Below are 17,385 nucleotides of genomic sequence, written 5' to 3' on the forward strand. Positions count from 1 at the left end.
CCTCGCATTACTTTTATAATTTTTTCAAGATTTGATGGTTTTGATCATCAACAAAGATTATTTTGTCTCTTATACGCAACACAGGAATAAAATAATATGTTTGCCCAAACAAGCTCCTCACGCCCACCACAACTCCCTTTTAAAGATAGTCCGTTTTCAATTCATGGACGTTTTAATCGTATGAGCTATTTAGGTGGTTATGGACTGATTTATTTAGTCACCCTCTTGGGCTATTTCATTTTGGCTTCATTTCTTGGAAGTTTTCAGCTTTCAAGCAATTTATTTAATTTTGAATTTTATAGCTCTCTTTCTGGAGCCAGTGCATCAGTGGTCTGGGCCTTTTCGCTGTTTTTAATTTATTTAAATATTGTTCTCGTTGTTCGACGTCTGCACGATTTAAATAAGAGTGGCTGGATGGGGTTGCTGTTGCTTATTCCGGTTGTTCAATTCTTTTTTATGATTTATTTACTGCTTGCCTCAGGTACAGCAGGTACCAATCAATATGGTCCTGTTCGACCTTCAACGTTTATAGAAAAGCTCATGGCTTGGCTTATTTTAGTGGCTATTTTAATTAGCCTCATTTCAACAGCAGGAATTTTTTATTATTTCTCAGGAACCGATACCCTAGAGACACCGACACAAATCTTACAAAAAGGAACGGAATACTTTTAATTAAAAAACACTTTATTATTCAGATGAACTCATTATAGTAGGCGCACATTTTATCTCCTACTATGATGAAAGCTGAAAATTGCTTTCATAATTTTTTTAATTGAGACTTGTCGTGGCTGATGAACAAACATCCTTAACAGATGTCGCAAAAAATACAGGCGAACTTTTACAAGAGGCGGGTACTAAAACCACTCAAACAGTTTTAGCCCATACTGAAAAGTATCATGATGCCTATACCACAATCGATAAAATTGTGGATAGCTTCTGGGAACGTGTGCCTTATATTTGTATTGCGATTATCGTTTTTATTATTTTTTGGCTACTGACCAAATTATTTAAATTCTTTGTTCGCAAAACCTTAGAAAACCGCTCTTACACGCGTCAAAACCTTGTGCTTGTGTTGAACCGTGTAGGCAGTACAGCGATTCTATTCTTTGGCTTCTTAATTGCTTTAGTTATCTCGATTCCAGGGTTTACACCGGGTCAATTAATGAGTGCTCTAGGGATTGGTTCCGTCGCAATTGGTTTCGCATTTAAAGATATCTTTCAGAACTTACTCTCTGGTATTTTAATTTTACTCAGCGAACCTTTCCGTATTGGCGATGACATTATTGTCAACAACATGGAAGGAACCGTAGAAGATATTCAAATCCGTGCGACCTTTTTACGTTCCCCCGATGGCCGTCGTATTGTTATTCCTAACGCGACTGTTTACACCAGTGCAGTAACTGTAAATACTGCCTATCAACGTCGCCGCTGTGAATTTGTAGTCGGAATTGGCTATGAAGACGATGTTCAAAAGGCAAAAGCAGTCATTCTTAAACTACTCGACAACAGCCGTAATGTGCTTAGCCAACCTGCATTTTCGGTCAACGTAACGGCTCTTGCAGATTTCTCTGTCAATCTAACAGTTCGTTGGTGGGTAGACACAACGGAAACAACCACCTCTGCTTCGATTAGTGAAATTCAGGAAAGGGTTGTAGATGCGTTTGATGAAAATAACATCTCAATTCCATATCCGGTACAAGAAGTAAAAATGTATCGTGGTGATCAACCAGCTGAAGAAACCGTTAAGCCAAATGCTTAAGCTGCGAATAAACGCCCTAAAATATAAGAAATAGACGTTTCTGTTCTTAAAATACGGTTGCCTAAGCTCACTGCTTGGCAGCCGTTTTTTATGAGTAAATCAACCTCATAAGGGATAAAACCACCTTCGGGTCCGACCACAACACTACAGGCGTGATCAATATTAATTGGCATACTTTGCTCTACATATGGATGGGCCACATAGGCAGGGCACTCTTCTGAAATAAATGTAGATAAGACATCTTCAACAAAAGGCTTAAAGCGTTTATACATTTGAATTTCAGGAACAATCGTGTCCCCTGCTTGCTCAAGTCCCAAAGTAACGTAGTTGTCGATTTGATGTAAAAAGGGAGTCTGCCAGTAACTTTTATCGACCCGATAACTATGAATCAGACTAATTTTTTCAACACCTAAAGTCACACTGTCCATAATTAAACGGCGTAAAACTTTAGGTCTGGGTAATGCCACAATTAAATGAACCGGAATTTTTGCAGGTACAGCTTCTTCACTGATAGGCTGAAGACAGACTTCTTGCTCGTTAATCGAAACAATTTCCGTGATATAACGTGCGCCGTTACGGATACCAACTTTTAGATTTTGGCCGACTGTAATATCAAGATGATCACGTAAATGCTGTAATTGGCGCTTTGAGTGAATTGACCACGTGTCTGACTGAATATCTTCAGACTCTAGTAAAACGATATTCATGGCTTTTCGGCCAAATACCGATTAATTACGCCAATATGTTTTTGCAATGAGCCTTGATTACGTTGTAAGACTTTATGCGCTTGCTCTACCACTTGTTGGGTCTGATCAGGTTCAGCTAAACAAGCCATCCAGATTGCCACAACCTGCTCTGCATTTTGAGCAATCAATACACCATTTTCATCAATGAACTCATCAACAATGGTTTGGAAGTTAAAATAACGAGGTCCAATTACTGTTGGAACATTTAAAACCATAGGCTCTAAAATATTGTGCCCACCACCCGGTTCATTTAAAGAGCCGCCCACAAAACACACCTGACTTAAGGCGTACCATAACCAAAGTTCACCCATGCTATCGGCTAGATAAACCTGTGTACTGGTATGAATACTTTGGTTCAAACTTCTACGATGAGTAATTAAATCTAAGTTTTGGCAAATTTCAAATACTTCGTCAAAACGTTCAGGATGTCGAGGTACAACAATACAAACTAAATCTGGATCTGACTTTAAATAAGGCTGAAGTGCCTGCAAAATTTGTTGTTCTTCGGGTGCATGCGTACTGGCAATGGTCAGGACTTTGCGTTGCCCCAAATACCATAGCTGGTGTAGCTTTGCAGCCTGATTTACAAATGCTTCAGGGGCGTGAATATCAAATTTAATATTTCCAACCACCTGACTTTTTTGTTGATCTAAGCCAAGTTCTACATAACGTTGTCGAGTCGCATTATCTTGTGCCAACACCCAGTCAATTTTTTTCAGCATTCCTGCTGTTAGACCTGTAACTCGCCCATAACCCTTCGCTGATTTTTCTGATAACCGTGCATTTAATAATAAACATGGAACATGCTGCTGTTTAGCCTGATCAATTAAATTTGGCCAAAGTTCTGTTTCAACCAATGCTAAAAGTTTTGGCTGATACAACTCAAAAAATTGTTTTAAAAGATGCTTCTGGTCAACAGGCAAATAAACTGCTTGAAACAAGTCTAAATAAGGGGCTTTTAAAAATAACGATTTGGCACGTGCCTGCCCCGTTTTAGTCGTATTGGTCACTAAAACAGGCTGTCCAAGTTTAAGATAATGCTCGATTAAAGGCTGCGCGGCGTTAGTTTCTCCAACCGAGACAGCATGGAACCAGATTGCTCTCACATTCTTCGGAGATTCAAACGGCCCAAATCTTTCAAGACATTCCTGATTATATAATTCCTGGCTTTCTGCACGTTTTTTTATCCGCCAGCGGTAAAAGGGTTTTAATAAATGAAGTGCGGTGTTGTACCAAAAAGGGGTCGCCAAGCGGTTTGCCTCAAATAGTCAAAATTTAAAAACTGGGGAAAATATAACATAGATAGAAAAAATGGCAGAGTTTCGATACCTAAACTCTACCATTACAAGAAAAGCGATTTACTGAGTTCATAAATAAACTAGGTCAGTAAACAATCATTTCAAAAAATTTACGAAGCTTCTAGCGTTGGATAGTCTGTATAACCTTCAGCGCCTTTAGCATATAAAGTCGTAGGTTGAAGTTCATTTAAAGGCAAGTCTTGCTCTAAACGCTGTAAAAGATCTGGGTTGGCAATATATGCTTTACCAAAAGATACTGCGTCAGCTTCACCATCACGCAAAATACGTTTTGCAGACTCTGGTGTTAGATTTTCATTAGCAATCCATACACCATTAAATTTTTCACGAAGTTGTGGACTAATACTATCGGCAGCTTCATATTCACGAGAGAAAATGAAAGCAACATTACGTTGGTTCAACTGCTCAACGACATAACCAAATGTCGCTAACGGATTTTCATCACCCATATCGTGCGAATCACCACGTGGTGCAATATGAACACCAACTCGGCCAGCGCCCCACACTTCAATAAACGCATCAATCACTTCTAATAATAAACGTGCACGGTTTTCAACTGGACCACCATACTCATCATTACGTTGATTGGTGTTACTTTGAAGGAACTGGTCAATTAAATAACCATTTGCCGCGTGTAACTCAACACCATCAAAACCAGCTGCTTTAGCCAATTCTGCGGAATGTTTATATTGAGCTACAACCTCTTTAATTTCTTCAATTGAAAGCGCACGTGGCGTTACATATGGACGTTTAGGACGTAATAAACTCACTTCACCCGCAGGTTGAATCGCACTCGGTGCAACAGGAGTATCACCATCTAAAAGCTCAGGATGCGAAATACGGCCCACATGCCATAATTGGGCTACAATTTTTGAACCTTGAGCATGAACTGCCTCAATAATTTTATTCCAAGCCTGTGCCTGCTCTTGTGACCATAATCCTGGAGTTTCTGCATAACCCACAGTTTTTGAACCAATCACTGTTGCTTCAGTCAAAATAAGACCAGCATTTGCACGCTGTTGATAATATTCAACCATTAAATCATTCGGTACTCGGCTTTCACCACTACGTGCACGCGTTAATGGAGCCATTACCAATCGATTTTTAATTTCAAAATCACCAACCGTTAAAGGAGTATTGAGTTCAGCCATAGTCGCCTCGACTTACACTTTAATTTAAAGAGTTAAAGTGTTTGTTTTAAATGTTCGATATATTGCTGAATCAAAGCTTCGTTACGTGAAAAATAAGACCATTGACCATATTTTTGGACCTGAATTAGGCCCGCCTGTTGTAAAACAGACAAATGATTAGACATTGTAGACTGCGCTACTTTACCCAATCGTTCAATATGACCTGCACAAACACCCTTCTCAAAACTACCACCGCACTCTTCCACCGGTAAATAATGCGCAGGTTCTTTCAACCATTGTAAAATTTGCCGACGTAGCGGATTGGAAAGGGCTTTGCTAATTGCATCAATATCCATAGGCTCAACACGTCTTTTAAACGAACAAAGCTTTATTCAGCATTTCGAAAACATCATATCGCATTTTTGCGATATTCATATCTATTTTTTCCGATATTCATATCGCATTTTTTCGATTAACATTTAAAGGCTGAACTGCTTTGCCGTTTTAATCGCTAAAAATCCAAGAGTTCTACATATTCATAGATGAACTGTATTTAAACTAAAAGTTCAGCAGACTCTTATAAACCTTGTTTTAAGCTCGCCTCAATAAAGCGATCAAGGTCACCATCAAGAACAGCACCCGTATTAGAATTTTCAACGCCCGTACGTAAGTCTTTAATACGCGAATCATCTAATACATACGAACGAATCTGGCTTCCCCAACCAATATCAGACTTCGAGTCTTCTAAGGCTTGAGCCGCTTCATTACGTTTTTGCATTTCCAACTCATACAGTTTCGCACGTAACTGTTTCCATGCATGGTCACGGTTAGCATGTTGTGAACGTTGGTTCTGACACGCCACCACAATACCTGTTGGAGTGTGAGTCAAACGAACTGCCGAATCGGTTTTGTTAATATGCTGACCACCTGCACCAGATGCACGGTAAGTATCTGTACGAACATCAGAAGGGTTAATATCAATTTCAATATTGTCATCAACTTCTGGAGAAATAAATACCGCAGAGAATGAGGTATGACGGCGGTTACCACTGTCAAATGGTGATTTACGAACTAAACGGTGTACACCTGATTCAGTGCGCAACCAACCGTAGGCATATTCACCTTCAACACGAATCGTTGCAGACTTAATGCCCGCCACATCGCCATCAGATACTTCCATGAGTTCAGCTTTAAAGCCATGACGTTCGATCCAGCGCATATACATACGTAATAGCATAGATGCCCAGTCTTGTGCTTCAGTACCGCCCGAACCTGATTGAATCTCGACATAGCAAGGATTCGGGTCCATCGGGTTGCTAAACATACGACGGAATTCAAGTTTAGCCAGTTCATCTTCGGCAGCGCCAAGCTCAGACTGAACATCTTCAAGTAAGCTTTCATCATCGGCTTCTACGGCCAAATCTAGCATTGCTTTTGCATCTTCAAGTTGTGTTGACAAGCCATCCAACACATTAATAACGTTTTCTAGTTCGCCCTTTTCTTTCGCCATTGCCTGAGCACGGCTTTGGTCATTCCAAATCGCAGGGTCTTCTAACTCACGTAAAACTTCTTCTAAACGTTCTTTTTTCAGATCGTAGTCAAAGATACCCCCGTAGTGTTTGGCTACGATCAGTTAAGTCTTTCAATTGGTTTAGATAAGGATTAATTTCCACGCGAGTGTTCCCATAAAAGCAGATAAACAGTCGATTATTTTAGCATAGCTGCGGTTATCTTCGAACCTGCTTTGTATTTCTCATTATATTTCACTCATTTAATTTCTAAATTTTATTCACTCCATTTTAAGTTTAATCTGTAATATCCACATACAAAATTGGGTACTTTTACAGCATTTTTTATGATCTACACAAAATATCCTCAATTTTAATAAAATAAAACATTCTTAATTTTTACTTAATAATCAATATATTAATTAAAACTCATTTACACAAAATGAACATGGTTACAATACGGTTACTTGAGTAAGATTGACGCATAAGCATTTTGGTCTAGACTAAAAGTTGTAACAAAACATTTATAAAATCGCTTTTTAGAGGGGAGAGATTCCATGAAAAAACTAGCAATTGCATCAGCTCTTTTATCTGCACTGGCAGTAAGTGGCGCAGCAAATGCTTACCAAGCTGAAGTTGGTGGTTCTTACAATTATCTTGATCCAGATGACGGCAGCAGTGTAAGCAAATTCGGTGTTGACGGGACTTATTACTTTAATCCTGTTCAAACTCGTAACGCTCCACTTGCTGAAGCAGCTTTCTTAAGCCGTGCAAGTAATGTTAACGCTCTTATCAACTATGGCGATAACAGCGGTACTAAAGACACTCAGTATGGCGTAGGTGTTGAATACTACGTTCCTAACTCAGATTTCTACCTTAGCGGTGATGTAGGTCGAAATGAGAGTGAAATTGACAACACTAATTACGACCAGAAAGTTACGACTTATGCTGCTGAAGTAGGTTATTTACCAGCTCCTGGTTTATTACTTGCTCTAGGTGTTAAAGGTTACGACGAAAAAGACGGTAAAGACGGCGCTGATCCAACAGTTCGTGCTAAATACGTAACTCAAGTAGGTCAACATGACGTAAACCTTGAAGCGTTTGGTGCGTTTGGTGACCTTGACGAATATAAAGTTCGTGGTGACTACTACATCGATAAAACTTTAAGTCTTGGTGTGGATTACTACAATAACGACTTAACTGATAAAGATGAATTTGGTATTAATGCTAAAAAATTCTTAAATCAACAAGTAAGTCTTGAAGGTCGTATTGGTTTCGGTGACAACGACAACACTTATGGTGTTCGTGCAGGATACCGCTTCTAATATCGCTTAAAAGCACATAAAAAAATCCGCTCTAATGAGCGGATTTTTTTTATTGGTTTAAATGCACAATACGCAATTGCAAATTTACATTGCCATTAAATGCATTACGATCCATTTCATATACTAAATGAACTTCATCTCGCATAGGATTAAATTCAAAACGACCAGCTGCATTAAATGCAATCGCATCAAAAGTATATTGATCTAGGGCTAATCTAAGTTTTAAATGTGTTTCTTTAAGCCAGCGATAATCAACGACCTTAAATTTCCCTTCAAACTGAGGAAAAGGGAATTTTTGCCCCCATGGTCCAAGCTGCTCTATCCAGTCCAGTGTATCTAGTTGCAAAGCAGAAGCTGGTAACTCTCCATCCGTCCATAGTGTTGCTTGGAATAGAGATTCTTCCATGGCTGCAACATAGCCAGTAAAAACAGTTTTAAAAGCATCAAAGTTTTCTTTTCGAATCGTTAAGCCAGCCGCTGCTGCATGTCCACCAAAATGACTCACCAATTCTGGATGTTGTTCAGCAACTTGTTCAATTGTATCTCGAATATGTACTCCATCAATTGAACGCGCAGAGCCTTTAATATGGATACCATCTTCATCTGGTGCAAAAACAATAGTTGGGCGATGGAACTGTTCTTTTAAACGCCCTGCTACAATCCCAATCACACCTTGATGCCAACTCTCTTCAAAGAGTACAAGGGCTTGTGGAATATCTTCTTTTGAAAGTTGCAAACTATCTAAAGCAGACAAAGCTTGTTGCTTCATCTCCCCTTCTATCTGGCGCCGCTCTATATTGAGTTGATTTAATTGCTGAGCAATTGGATAGGCAGTTTCCATATTCTCTGCAAGTAAACATTCAATCCCAATACGCATGCTTTCCATACGTCCAGCAGCATTAATACGGGGTCCTATAACAAATCCTAGATCTTGTGCACGTAATGAACTCGCCTCTCTACGAGCAATATCCAATAGCGCTAAAATTCCAACTCGGCATTGGTGTTGTTGGATTCGCTTTACACCTGCATCCACCAATATACGGTTGTTATAATCTAATACAGCAACATCGGCATAAGTTCCCAAAGCCACTAAATCTAGATATTGTGTGACTTTACTTGTACTTTTGCCTTGCTTGTTACGTAAACTTGCCAAATTCGCCAGCACATAAAATGCAACGCCAACACCTGCAAGCGCTTTACTTGGGAAATCACAACCTAACTGATTTGGGTTAACAACTGCTTGTGCTGGAGGTGTTTCTTTCGTTGTTAAATGGTGGTCGGTAATAATGACCTGCATATCCAAGGCCTGAGCAGTTTCCACACCTGCATGGCTGGAAATTCCATTATCGACAGTAATTAATAGATCTGGTTGATAAGTTTGATGAGCAAGCTCTGCAATTGCAGGCGTAAGCCCATAACCGTACTTAAACCGATCGGGAACCAAATAATCGACTTGTGCCCCCATATCGCGAAGCACCAATACCATTAACGCGGTGCTGGTTGCTCCATCGGCATCATAGTCCCCGACAATAACAATCTTTTTCTGCTCATCAATGGCTTGATCCATTAATGCTACAGCGGTTTCTAGACCTTTGAGCTCTGGAGCAAGTAAATTCTTAAGCTTGAGCTCTAATTCCTGTTCAGATTGGACTCCACGTCTTGCCAAAATCTCGGCAATAAACGGCGGCACGCCCTGAAACTGTTCAGGGCGTGTCAATAAAGGTCTTTGTTTGATTTGTATTTTTGTCATTTAAGGCATCAGCCGGTGCAGCATCCATTGACCGTCAATTTTTTCATAACTCAAGCGGTCATGTAAACGATTTGGTCGCCCTTGCCAGAATTCATAATAATCTGGTTGCAGACGATAGCCTCCCCAGAACTCTGGCTTATCAAGCACTTCACGACTTTCGACTTGCTGTTGTAAGTCTTGAAAGCGCTGCTGTAACAGCTCTCGGCTTTCAATTTTGCCACTTTGTGGAGTACTGATATGCGCTGCAATCTGGCTATCACGTGGTCGTTTACGATAGTAATCTGTAGATTCCTGTTCAGAAATTTTTACTACATGACCACCAACTCTCACCTGACGCTCTAGACTCGGCCAGTAAAATAATAATTCAGCATATGGGTTTTCTGCCAAATCTATACCTTTCTGACTGTCATAGTTAGTATAAAAATCATAGCCAGCTTCTGTAGCACCGCGCAACAAAACTGTTCGAACATGTGGTCTGCCATTGGCACCCGCTGTTGCTAACGACATGGCATAGGGTTCATGCAAATTGGCTGCTAGAGCATGGTTAAACCAACCAAGAAACTGCTGATGAGGGTTTGATTCAACCTGCCCCTCATACAACTCGCCTTGCTCATAGCTCAAGCGTAATTCACTTAAATCTTTAATGACATCACTCATGTCATGTACCTTATGCGACTTGTGCTTGTGAGCGAACTGAATCTGCTAAATGCTGAGCTAAAGCGTTCACTTCGTGCTCATCGTCACCTTCAACCATGACACGAATCACAGGCTCTGTTCCCGACTTACGAATTAAGATACGTCCACGGCCTTTGAGCTGTGCTTCTGCTTTATCAAATTCAGTAACCAATGCCGGAATAGAATATGGATCAAGCATTTGTTCTAAACGTACATTTAAGAGAACTTGTGGGAATAGTTTAAAGTCTTGAACCAATTCATGAAGAGCCTTATTTTGCTCGACCATCACAGTTAAAACTTGAAGTGCAGCGATAATGGCATCGCCAGTCGTACTCTTGTCTAGAGTTAGAATATGACCAGAAGGTTCGCCACCTGTCACCCAACCATTTTCTTCTAAAGCCTGTAATACATAGCGGTCACCGACTTTTGCACGAACAAAATTAACATTTGCTTTTTCAAGTGCAACTTCAAGTGCCATATTACTCATGACAGTACCAACAATACCAGCTGGCTTATTTTGCGCCTGAGTCGCCAAGATATATAGGATATGGTCGCCATCAATTAAGTTACCAAACTTATCAACCATCACAACACGGTCAGCATCACCATCAAAGGCAATACCTAAATCTGCTTGGTGCTCAACCACTGCTTTTTGCAAGTGTTCAGGATGTGTTGAACCACAGCTTTCATTAATATTTAAGCCATCTGGTTCATTATATAAAGCAATGACTTTTGCACCTAGCTCACGAAAAACTGAAGGGCCAACGCTATATGCAGCACCATGAGCACAGTCCAACACAATCTTTAAATTATTTAAATCAAAGTGGTAAGGGAAAGTAGATTTACAAAATTCGATATAACGACCGTTTGCATCATTTACACGAACACTTTTACCTAAGTTTGCAGTGTCCTCAATGAATAAGTCTTTTTCTAATTCAAGGTTAATTTCTTCTTGTAATGAATCAGGTAATTTTTTGCCTTCACTTGAGAAGAATTTAATCCCATTATCATAATATGGATTATGTGATGCAGAAATAACAATACCTGCATGTGCATGCAAAGCACGAGTAAGGTGTGCAATTGCTGGTGTTGGTAATGGACCAAGTAGATGAACATATACGCCAGCAGCGTTTAAGCCCGCCTGCAAAGCAGATTCTAAAATATAACCAGATAAACGTGTGTCTTTTCCTAATACAACGAGCGGTTTATTTTTTGGACTCGTTCGTTTTAATACCTTCCCTGCAGCAAAACCGAGTTTTAAAGCAAACTCTGGAGTAATAGGCATCTGCCCAAATTTTCCACGAATACCATCCGTTCCAAAATAACTCATAGCTTATCTCATTCTTACGCCACTTCAGCGGTGGCTCACTTCATATATGGCAATTCCGCCATATTTCTTTTCGTTAGATTTACTTTACACCAAAAACAAAAAGCCGTCAGTGTAATGACGGCTTTCTTCATTGTTTTGGTTACCAAAATCTAACCAACACGATAGTTTGGAGCTTCTTTAGTAATCGTTACATCATGAACATGTGACTCAGACATACCTGCTGAAGTAATTTTCACAAATTTCGCATTTTGGCGAAGATCTTCAATCACAGATGAACCTGTATAACCCATCGATGAACGTAAGCCACCCATCATTTGATGAACGATGTTACCCATTGGGCCTTTATATGGAACACGACCTTCAATGCCTTCTGGTACTAACTTCTCAGCACCAGCTTTTGAGTCTTGGAAATAACGGTCAGCAGAACCGGTTGCTCCCGCCATTGCACCCAATGAACCCATACCACGATATGCTTTGTAGTAACGACCTTGGAAAAACTCAACTTCGCCAGGCGCTTCTTCAGTACCAGCTAAAAGTGAACCAACCATGATTGTACTTGCGCCCGCACCGATCGCTTTTGCCATATCGCCAGAGAAACGGATACCGCCATCTGCAATTAAAGGAATTTGATCTTTCAGTGCATTAGCAACGCTGTCAATCGCAGAAATTTGTGGCATACCAATACCTGCCACAATACGTGTCGTACAGATAGAACCAGGACCAATACCCACTTTTACTGCATCTGCACCTGCATCTAATAATGCTAATGCAGCGTCACCAGTTGCGATGTTTCCGCCAATTACTTGTACTTGAGGGAAGTTTTGTTTCACCCAACGTACACGTTCAATTACACCAGCTGAATGACCATGTGCTGTATCAACAACAATTACGTCAACACCAGCTTCAACCAATGCTTCTACACGACTTGGTGTATCAGCACCTGTACCTACCGCAGCACCAACACGTAAACGACCAAGATCATCTTTACAACTGTTTGGATAACTCTCAGCTTTACGGAAGTCAGTCACTGTAATTAAGCCTTTAAGTTCGTTGCTCTCGCCAACGACCAAGACTTTTTCAATACGGTGTTTTTGCAATAATGCTTGAATATTTTCTTTAGACTCGCCTTCACGTACAGTCACCAAACGATCTTGGCCTGTCATGATGTTGCTAACTGGTTGTTCTAAATTGGTTTCAAAACGCGTATCACGACCTGTCACAATACCAACAACCTTGCCGTCTTTAACAACAGGTACACCGCTAATGTTATTAGCGGTAGTAATTGCAATCAGTTCACGTACTGTAGTTTCAGGCGTTACAGTGATAGGGTCTTTCACCATACCCGCTTCGAATTTCTTTACACGGCGTACTTCTGCAGCTTGAGCAGCAATATCCATGTTTTTGTGCAAAATCCCGATACCGCCATTTTGTGACATCGCAATCGCCATACGTGACTCAGTCACTGTATCCATTGCAGCAGAAACTAATGGGATATTTAAATGAATGCCGCGAGTTAAACGTGTCTTTAGAGAGACATCTTTTGGGAGAACAGTAGAGTAGGCAGGAAGTAATAAGACATCATCGAAGGTTAGCGCTTCTTGAACGATGGTCAGCATAACAATCTCACTGGTAAATTCCGTGAGCTATTATAAACAAATTTCAATGCAATTTTCATATTATCTTTGCCTTTTTCAGCAATAGATATCGGCCTACTCTAAATAATTCCCACTTAATTATACTTTTAGCTCTATTTTCTAGCTCTTATCTTTTTATAACCCAGAACTTCATCTGGGTTAATTATTAGAAATAATATTTAGATTTATGCAGGGCAACTAAAAATTTGCTCTGACATTAAATCGACACCACAAGGTAAAATCTCAATCCAATCTAAAAATTGATTAATCATTTCTTTACCAATAAATGGGCTGCCATGCTGTGGAACAATCATTTCAATATCCATCTGACGGACCATGTTGACCCATAACCGGATGACCTTATTTGAACACATATAGCGTTGGTGAAAAGCTTTCATTTTCATAACATGCGTATCGAAATCTGTTAAAGGTTGACTAGCATCCTCAACAATCGAGGCACCCATATCGCCAGAAAACAAAATTTTCGCGACTGGATCATAGAACTGAAAATTACCCACCGAATGTAGAAAATGAGCTGGAACCACCACAAGCTTTGATTCTCCCAATTGAATCACTTGACCACGATCTGGTAGTTCAATTAGGCGATCTTCCCAATTCCCTTTCATACGTTCACTCATGAATGCAGAATTGAGGTGCGGTAAAAATCGTGCCCATAATTTAGAAGCGACCACTTTGGCATCGGTATAGACTAACCAGCGCGGCATTGAAGTAATAATGTCTGGATCTTGATGAGAAGCCATCACATAATCCAGATTTTTCAATCGCGTATATTTATTAAGTTCCATAGTCAACGGAACATAGGTCAAATCGCCACCTGGGTCGATCACCGCAGCTCGTTCATGATCAATAATTAAAAATTGATTGGCTTGTATGCCTTCCCCTTTGACCAAACTGGTAAAACTAATACATTTATGTACGCCATTATCAAATAATATCTGCGATGTTGTTTTTTCAAACCCCATACAATTCCCCAAAAAAACTTTAAATATTAGATATTTTTATATCCATACTAAAATAAAGGGATTCGATAATTCTTGCAATGAATTGCTTTATTTTTCTCATAATATTTTAAAATAGCTTTTGCTTTTCTTATTTTATAAATGAATCATAATGTTATTTAAAATTAACTCACAATAAATTAAAATAATTCTCATTATCAGTTTTTGTCTTTTGCGCTGTCTAGGCCTCCCATGAACCAAGCACCTTATTTTTCAAGCTCCAAAACATTGTTAGCAGTTGCTATTTTTAGTTCGATGACAGCAAGTCATGCTGATGAAACAGCAGAACAAAAAAATTCGACCAGTGTGCTACCCACAATTTCTATTCAGGCACAAAAAGAAACTACATCTCCCTATGTCGCAACGAAAGCTGCATCGGTTTTAAAATCAGACGCACCCTTATTTAAAACTGCGCAGTCGGTTTCGGTAGTCACTCGTGAGCAGCTTGACCAAAAACAAGCAAGAACTCTAGCAGAAGCAGTAAATGGTGTAGCTGGTATTTCTGCTGGGCAACTTGGTCGTCGGGGTTGGGATGATTTTATTATTCGTGGACAAACATCTTCTGATCAAATTTTCATAGATGGTTTACGACAAGCCCAACAAAATACTTTTGTAGGTGCCGAAATATCAGGACTTGACCAAGTACAAATATTAAAAGGTCCAGCTTCTGTTAATTTTGGATTGGTCCAGCCAGGTGGTATTGTTAATTTAGTCACTAAACGCCCTCAAGCAGAAAGTTTTGCTCGTGCTAGCATGACTTATGGTAGTTACAACCTTAAAGAAGGTACCTTCGATTTCAACTATAGCCCCAATAATAGTGAAAAAGGTGCTTTCCGTTTAAATGGTCGTATTTCTGACCAAGATGACCCGACAGATTATGTGTATTTTAAAAATTACTACATCTCCCCTTCTTATAACTTCGATTTAGGAGATAACACGGACCTTTCTGTCATCGCAAGTTACCAGCACCGCGAATATATTCGTCAGCAAGGTTTACCCGTCATTGGTACCTTAAAAGATAATCCTAATGGAAGCTTACCTAAAGACTTATTTATTGGTGAACCGAGCTACGGAGCTTATGATGCCGACGTATTCCGTACAGGTTATAACTTTAGGCATGCTTTTAATAATGGCTGGGAGTTTAAGCAAAACTTTGCAATTCAAAAAACCGAAATGATTGGTCCTGCCGTATTTTACAATGGCTGGACGGATAAAAACTATACAACACTTAAGCGTCAAGCACGCTATCAGGATGTCAGCAATCTAAGTTTCTCAATCGACAATAGTGTCCAAAAGACCTTTCAAATTGCGGATATGGCACACCAGATAACGGTCGGAATAGATGGTCTGCAAGATAAAAATGATTATCTAAATAATCGCTGTACTGCCACAAATTTGAATCTCTATTCACCAGAGTACGGCACAACAGTTACTTGTCCTGAAAAAGTCACGAACCATGATATAAACCGTCTAAAATATATGGGGTTATATTTACGCGACCGCATTCAAATTAATGACCAGCTCGTTTTGAATCTTGCTGGCCGCCAAGATTGGGCTCAAACCCAAACTGTAGATTTAGTTAAAAATACCAATACTAAAAAATCGGAAGAGGCTTTTACGGGTAACGCCTCATTGTTATATACAATCAATGATGTAGTCGCACCTTATGTCAGCTATGCAACCTCCTTCTTCCCAACAAGTGGCTCAGACTCTGCTGGAAATACTTTTGATCCTGAAAAAGGCAAACAGATTGAAGTCGGGATGAAATTACAAAGTCCTGATCAGCGTGTACAAGGTAGTATCGCTTGGTATGATTTAAAACGTCAAAATGTTTTGGTCAACGATCCTACTACTACGGATACTACTTTCAAAATCCAGCGCGGTGAACAGTTAACCCGTGGGATTGAGACTGAACTAAATGCAGATATTCTTGATGGTTTAAAGCTCACCGCAACTTATACCTACACGGCTGATGCAGAAATTAGTAAAGATACAAATATTAGCAATGTTGGAAAACCTCTTGATAATATTCCAGAACATGCTTATAGCTTATCAGCACGTTATAAATTTGACCCAGCATCAAAACTTGGTTGGTATGTGGGTGGTGGATTCCGTGGAGAAACTTATAAAACCATGGATAAGTTAGATGTTCATATTCCAGGCTATACAGTCTTTGACACTGAAGCTGGCTATGACGCTGGGCATTGGGGCGCTCAACTTGCTATCCGTAATCTATTTGATAAAGATTACTATGCCGGAGCACTGAATGAAAATATGGTAACACTGGGTAATCCACGCCAAATTAACTTTACAGTGAAATTTAACTACTAAAACGATCGACAAAAAAACGCACTCGAATTGAGTGCGTTTTTTTATGGCAGCTTTAAATGTTTTAGAAAAAATAATGCTGCACTAAAGTAGAGACACCTACAATTAAGAAAATAGCCGCACCAATTTTATGAATGAGCGAGATAGATAAACGTTCAGCTAATTTATTACCAATAAATACAGCTGGTGCATTAGCAATCATCATACCTAACGTTGTACCCAGCATAACCAAGAAAATACTGTCGTAACGAGCAGCTAAGGCCACTGTTGCAATCTGCGTTTTATCGCCAATTTCAGCCAAGAAAAACAAGATAAAGGTTGCGCCAAAAACACCAAATTTTTGCCATCTATTAATACTATCTGTTTCATCATCTAACTTATCTGGAATAAGCATCCAGAACGCCATACCAATAAAACCACCCGCAAGAACCCAAACTAATATTTCGGGGCTTAAGACCGTCGTAATCCACTGTCCAAGCACAGCAGAGATACCATGGTTAATTAAAGTTGCTAAAAGAATCGCAATGAGAATAGGGATTGGCTTACGGAAACGTGCAGACAGTAAAAGGGCGAGTAATTGAGTTTTATCACCCATTTCAGCTAGGGCAACAATTGAGGTAGAAATCAGAAATTCTTGCATGTCGTTTCTCTGGCTAGCATAAATGCCCATGACCTACCCCTCCTGCTAGCCAAATATCTGCAGAGTGGTAAATCAAAGGTCTTGCCAACTCGGAAACGATGAGACGTTTAAGCTATGATGACCATGTTCTGTTGAACAATTATGTTGATCATCACCTATTCATTCAGAAATGAATAGCGGCTACTCCCCAATGAAGTATGTGCTTATTATATTCGAGCAGTTCTA

Annotated in this window: 15 protein-coding genes and 1 riboswitch; of the genes, 4 read left to right on the forward strand and 11 right to left on the reverse strand. The window is 39.7% G+C overall.

From position 1 onward, the window contains the following. Window positions 1-96: 96 nt before the first annotated feature. A complete protein-coding gene (locus ACPF64_RS03270) occupies window positions 97-672 on the forward strand; it encodes a DUF805 domain-containing protein (protein WP_426455570.1) in 576 nt (191 codons plus the stop codon). 112 nt (window positions 673-784) lie between these two features. Beyond that, window positions 785-1,759: a mechanosensitive ion channel family protein gene (locus ACPF64_RS03275; protein ID WP_056482190.1), complete on the forward strand. Its 975-nt coding sequence runs from the start codon at window positions 785-787 to the stop codon at window positions 1,757-1,759. On the opposite strand, the gene ACPF64_RS03280 is transcribed toward ACPF64_RS03275, so the two are convergent. The 5 genes from ACPF64_RS03280 to prfB form a co-directional block, all read right to left on the reverse strand. Beyond that, entirely contained in the window at window positions 1,756-2,466 is a 711-nt protein-coding gene (locus ACPF64_RS03280) for a 16S rRNA (uracil(1498)-N(3))-methyltransferase (protein ID WP_426455571.1), read from the reverse strand. The genes ACPF64_RS03275 and ACPF64_RS03280 overlap by 4 nt on opposite strands. Continuing rightward, on the reverse strand, window positions 2,463-3,755 hold the full coding sequence (locus tag ACPF64_RS03285; protein WP_426455572.1) for a 3-deoxy-D-manno-octulosonic acid transferase: 1,293 nt from the start codon (window positions 3,753-3,755) through the stop codon (window positions 2,463-2,465). The genes ACPF64_RS03280 and ACPF64_RS03285 overlap by 4 nt, the downstream gene beginning before the upstream one ends. Before the next feature lie 158 nt (window positions 3,756-3,913). Further along, a complete protein-coding gene (locus tag ACPF64_RS03290) occupies window positions 3,914-4,972 on the reverse strand; it encodes an alkene reductase (protein ID WP_017388964.1) in 1,059 nt (352 codons plus the stop codon). Window positions 4,973-5,004: 32 nt separating this feature from the next. Beyond that, on the reverse strand, window positions 5,005-5,307 hold the full coding sequence (locus ACPF64_RS03295) for an ArsR/SmtB family transcription factor (protein ID WP_002121891.1): 303 nt from the start codon (window positions 5,305-5,307) through the stop codon (window positions 5,005-5,007). 221 nt (window positions 5,308-5,528) lie between these two features. Continuing rightward, window positions 5,529-6,624 (reverse strand): peptide chain release factor 2 gene (gene prfB, locus ACPF64_RS03300; RefSeq protein WP_100222431.1). Its coding sequence is split into 2 segments (ribosomal slippage): window positions 5,529-6,551 and window positions 6,553-6,624, totalling 1,095 coding nucleotides; the frame shifts between segments, so codons are not numbered across the junction. Window positions 6,625-7,016: 392 nt separating this feature from the next. Between prfB and ACPF64_RS03305 the strand changes: the two genes are divergently transcribed. Next, the gene (locus ACPF64_RS03305) at window positions 7,017-7,784 is read left to right on the forward strand and encodes a putative porin (protein ID WP_198496652.1); all 768 of its coding nucleotides are present in this window, start codon (window positions 7,017-7,019) and stop codon (window positions 7,782-7,784) included. Between the two features lie 49 nt (window positions 7,785-7,833). On the opposite strand, the gene recJ is transcribed toward ACPF64_RS03305, so the two are convergent. From recJ to ACPF64_RS03330, 5 genes are all read right to left on the reverse strand, one after another. Next, window positions 7,834-9,534: a single-stranded-DNA-specific exonuclease RecJ gene (gene recJ / locus ACPF64_RS03310; RefSeq protein WP_426455573.1), complete on the reverse strand. Its 1,701-nt coding sequence runs from the start codon at window positions 9,532-9,534 to the stop codon at window positions 7,834-7,836. Next, a complete protein-coding gene (gene pdxH / locus ACPF64_RS03315; protein WP_151744165.1) occupies window positions 9,535-10,191 on the reverse strand; it encodes a pyridoxamine 5'-phosphate oxidase in 657 nt (218 codons plus the stop codon). It lies immediately after the preceding gene. A gap of 10 nt (window positions 10,192-10,201) precedes the next feature. Further along, on the reverse strand, window positions 10,202-11,539 hold the full coding sequence (gene glmM / locus ACPF64_RS03320; protein WP_004639966.1) for a phosphoglucosamine mutase: 1,338 nt from the start codon (window positions 11,537-11,539) through the stop codon (window positions 10,202-10,204). A gap of 149 nt (window positions 11,540-11,688) precedes the next feature. Next, window positions 11,689-13,155 carry an IMP dehydrogenase gene (gene guaB, locus ACPF64_RS03325; protein ID WP_003654069.1) on the reverse strand — a complete coding sequence of 489 codons (1,467 nt, stop codon included), beginning with the start codon at window positions 13,153-13,155 and terminating at the stop codon, window positions 11,689-11,691. 203 nt (window positions 13,156-13,358) lie between these two features. Then, a complete protein-coding gene (locus ACPF64_RS03330) occupies window positions 13,359-14,156 on the reverse strand; it encodes an MBL fold metallo-hydrolase (protein WP_426455574.1) in 798 nt (265 codons plus the stop codon). A gap of 228 nt (window positions 14,157-14,384) precedes the next feature. Here ACPF64_RS03330 and ACPF64_RS03335 point away from each other — a divergent pair, with 228 nt between their 5' ends. Continuing rightward, window positions 14,385-16,523, forward strand: coding sequence for a TonB-dependent siderophore receptor (locus tag ACPF64_RS03335; protein ID WP_426455575.1), 2,139 nt, complete (start codon window positions 14,385-14,387; stop codon window positions 16,521-16,523). A 61-nt stretch (window positions 16,524-16,584) separates the two neighbouring features. Here the strand turns inward: ACPF64_RS03335 and ACPF64_RS03340 are convergent, their stop codons facing one another. Beyond that, window positions 16,585-17,160 (reverse strand): TMEM165/GDT1 family protein, encoded by a 576-nt coding sequence (locus ACPF64_RS03340; RefSeq protein ID WP_426456101.1) that lies wholly within the window; start codon window positions 17,158-17,160, stop codon window positions 16,585-16,587. A gap of 15 nt (window positions 17,161-17,175) precedes the next feature. Then, window positions 17,176-17,361: riboswitch (yybP-ykoY riboswitch) on the reverse strand. Between the last annotated feature and the right edge of the window lie 24 nt (window positions 17,362-17,385).

This window comes from Acinetobacter sp. KB005, assembly GCF_049949095.1.
Lineage (GTDB): Bacteria > Pseudomonadota > Gammaproteobacteria > Pseudomonadales > Moraxellaceae > Acinetobacter > Acinetobacter calcoaceticus.

Bases quoted from the DNA above. Each gene is read 5' to 3' on its own strand.
- ACPF64_RS03270 (WP_426455570.1), top strand. From the start codon at position 97: ATGTTTGCCCAAACAAGCTCCTCACGCCCACCACAACTCCCTTTTAAA.
- ACPF64_RS03280 (WP_426455571.1), bottom strand. From the start codon at position 2,466: ATGAATATCGTTTTACTAGAGTCTGAAGATATTCAGTCAGACACGTGG.
- ACPF64_RS03290 (WP_017388964.1), bottom strand. From the start codon at position 4,972: ATGGCTGAACTCAATACTCCTTTAACGGTTGGTGATTTTGAAATTAAA.
- ACPF64_RS03295 (WP_002121891.1), bottom strand. From the start codon at position 5,307: ATGGATATTGATGCAATTAGCAAAGCCCTTTCCAATCCGCTACGTCGG.
- ACPF64_RS03305 (WP_198496652.1), top strand. From the start codon at position 7,017: ATGAAAAAACTAGCAATTGCATCAGCTCTTTTATCTGCACTGGCAGTA.
- recJ (WP_426455573.1), bottom strand. From the start codon at position 9,534: ATGACAAAAATACAAATCAAACAAAGACCTTTATTGACACGCCCTGAA.
- pdxH (WP_151744165.1), bottom strand. From the start codon at position 10,191: ATGAGTGATGTCATTAAAGATTTAAGTGAATTACGCTTGAGCTATGAG.
- glmM (WP_004639966.1), bottom strand. From the start codon at position 11,539: ATGAGTTATTTTGGAACGGATGGTATTCGTGGAAAATTTGGGCAGATG.
- guaB (WP_003654069.1), bottom strand. From the start codon at position 13,155: ATGCTGACCATCGTTCAAGAAGCGCTAACCTTCGATGATGTCTTATTA.
- ACPF64_RS03330 (WP_426455574.1), bottom strand. From the start codon at position 14,156: ATGGGGTTTGAAAAAACAACATCGCAGATATTATTTGATAATGGCGTA.
- ACPF64_RS03335 (WP_426455575.1), top strand. From the start codon at position 14,385: ATGAACCAAGCACCTTATTTTTCAAGCTCCAAAACATTGTTAGCAGTT.
- ACPF64_RS03340 (WP_426456101.1), bottom strand. From the start codon at position 17,160: ATGCAAGAATTTCTGATTTCTACCTCAATTGTTGCCCTAGCTGAAATG.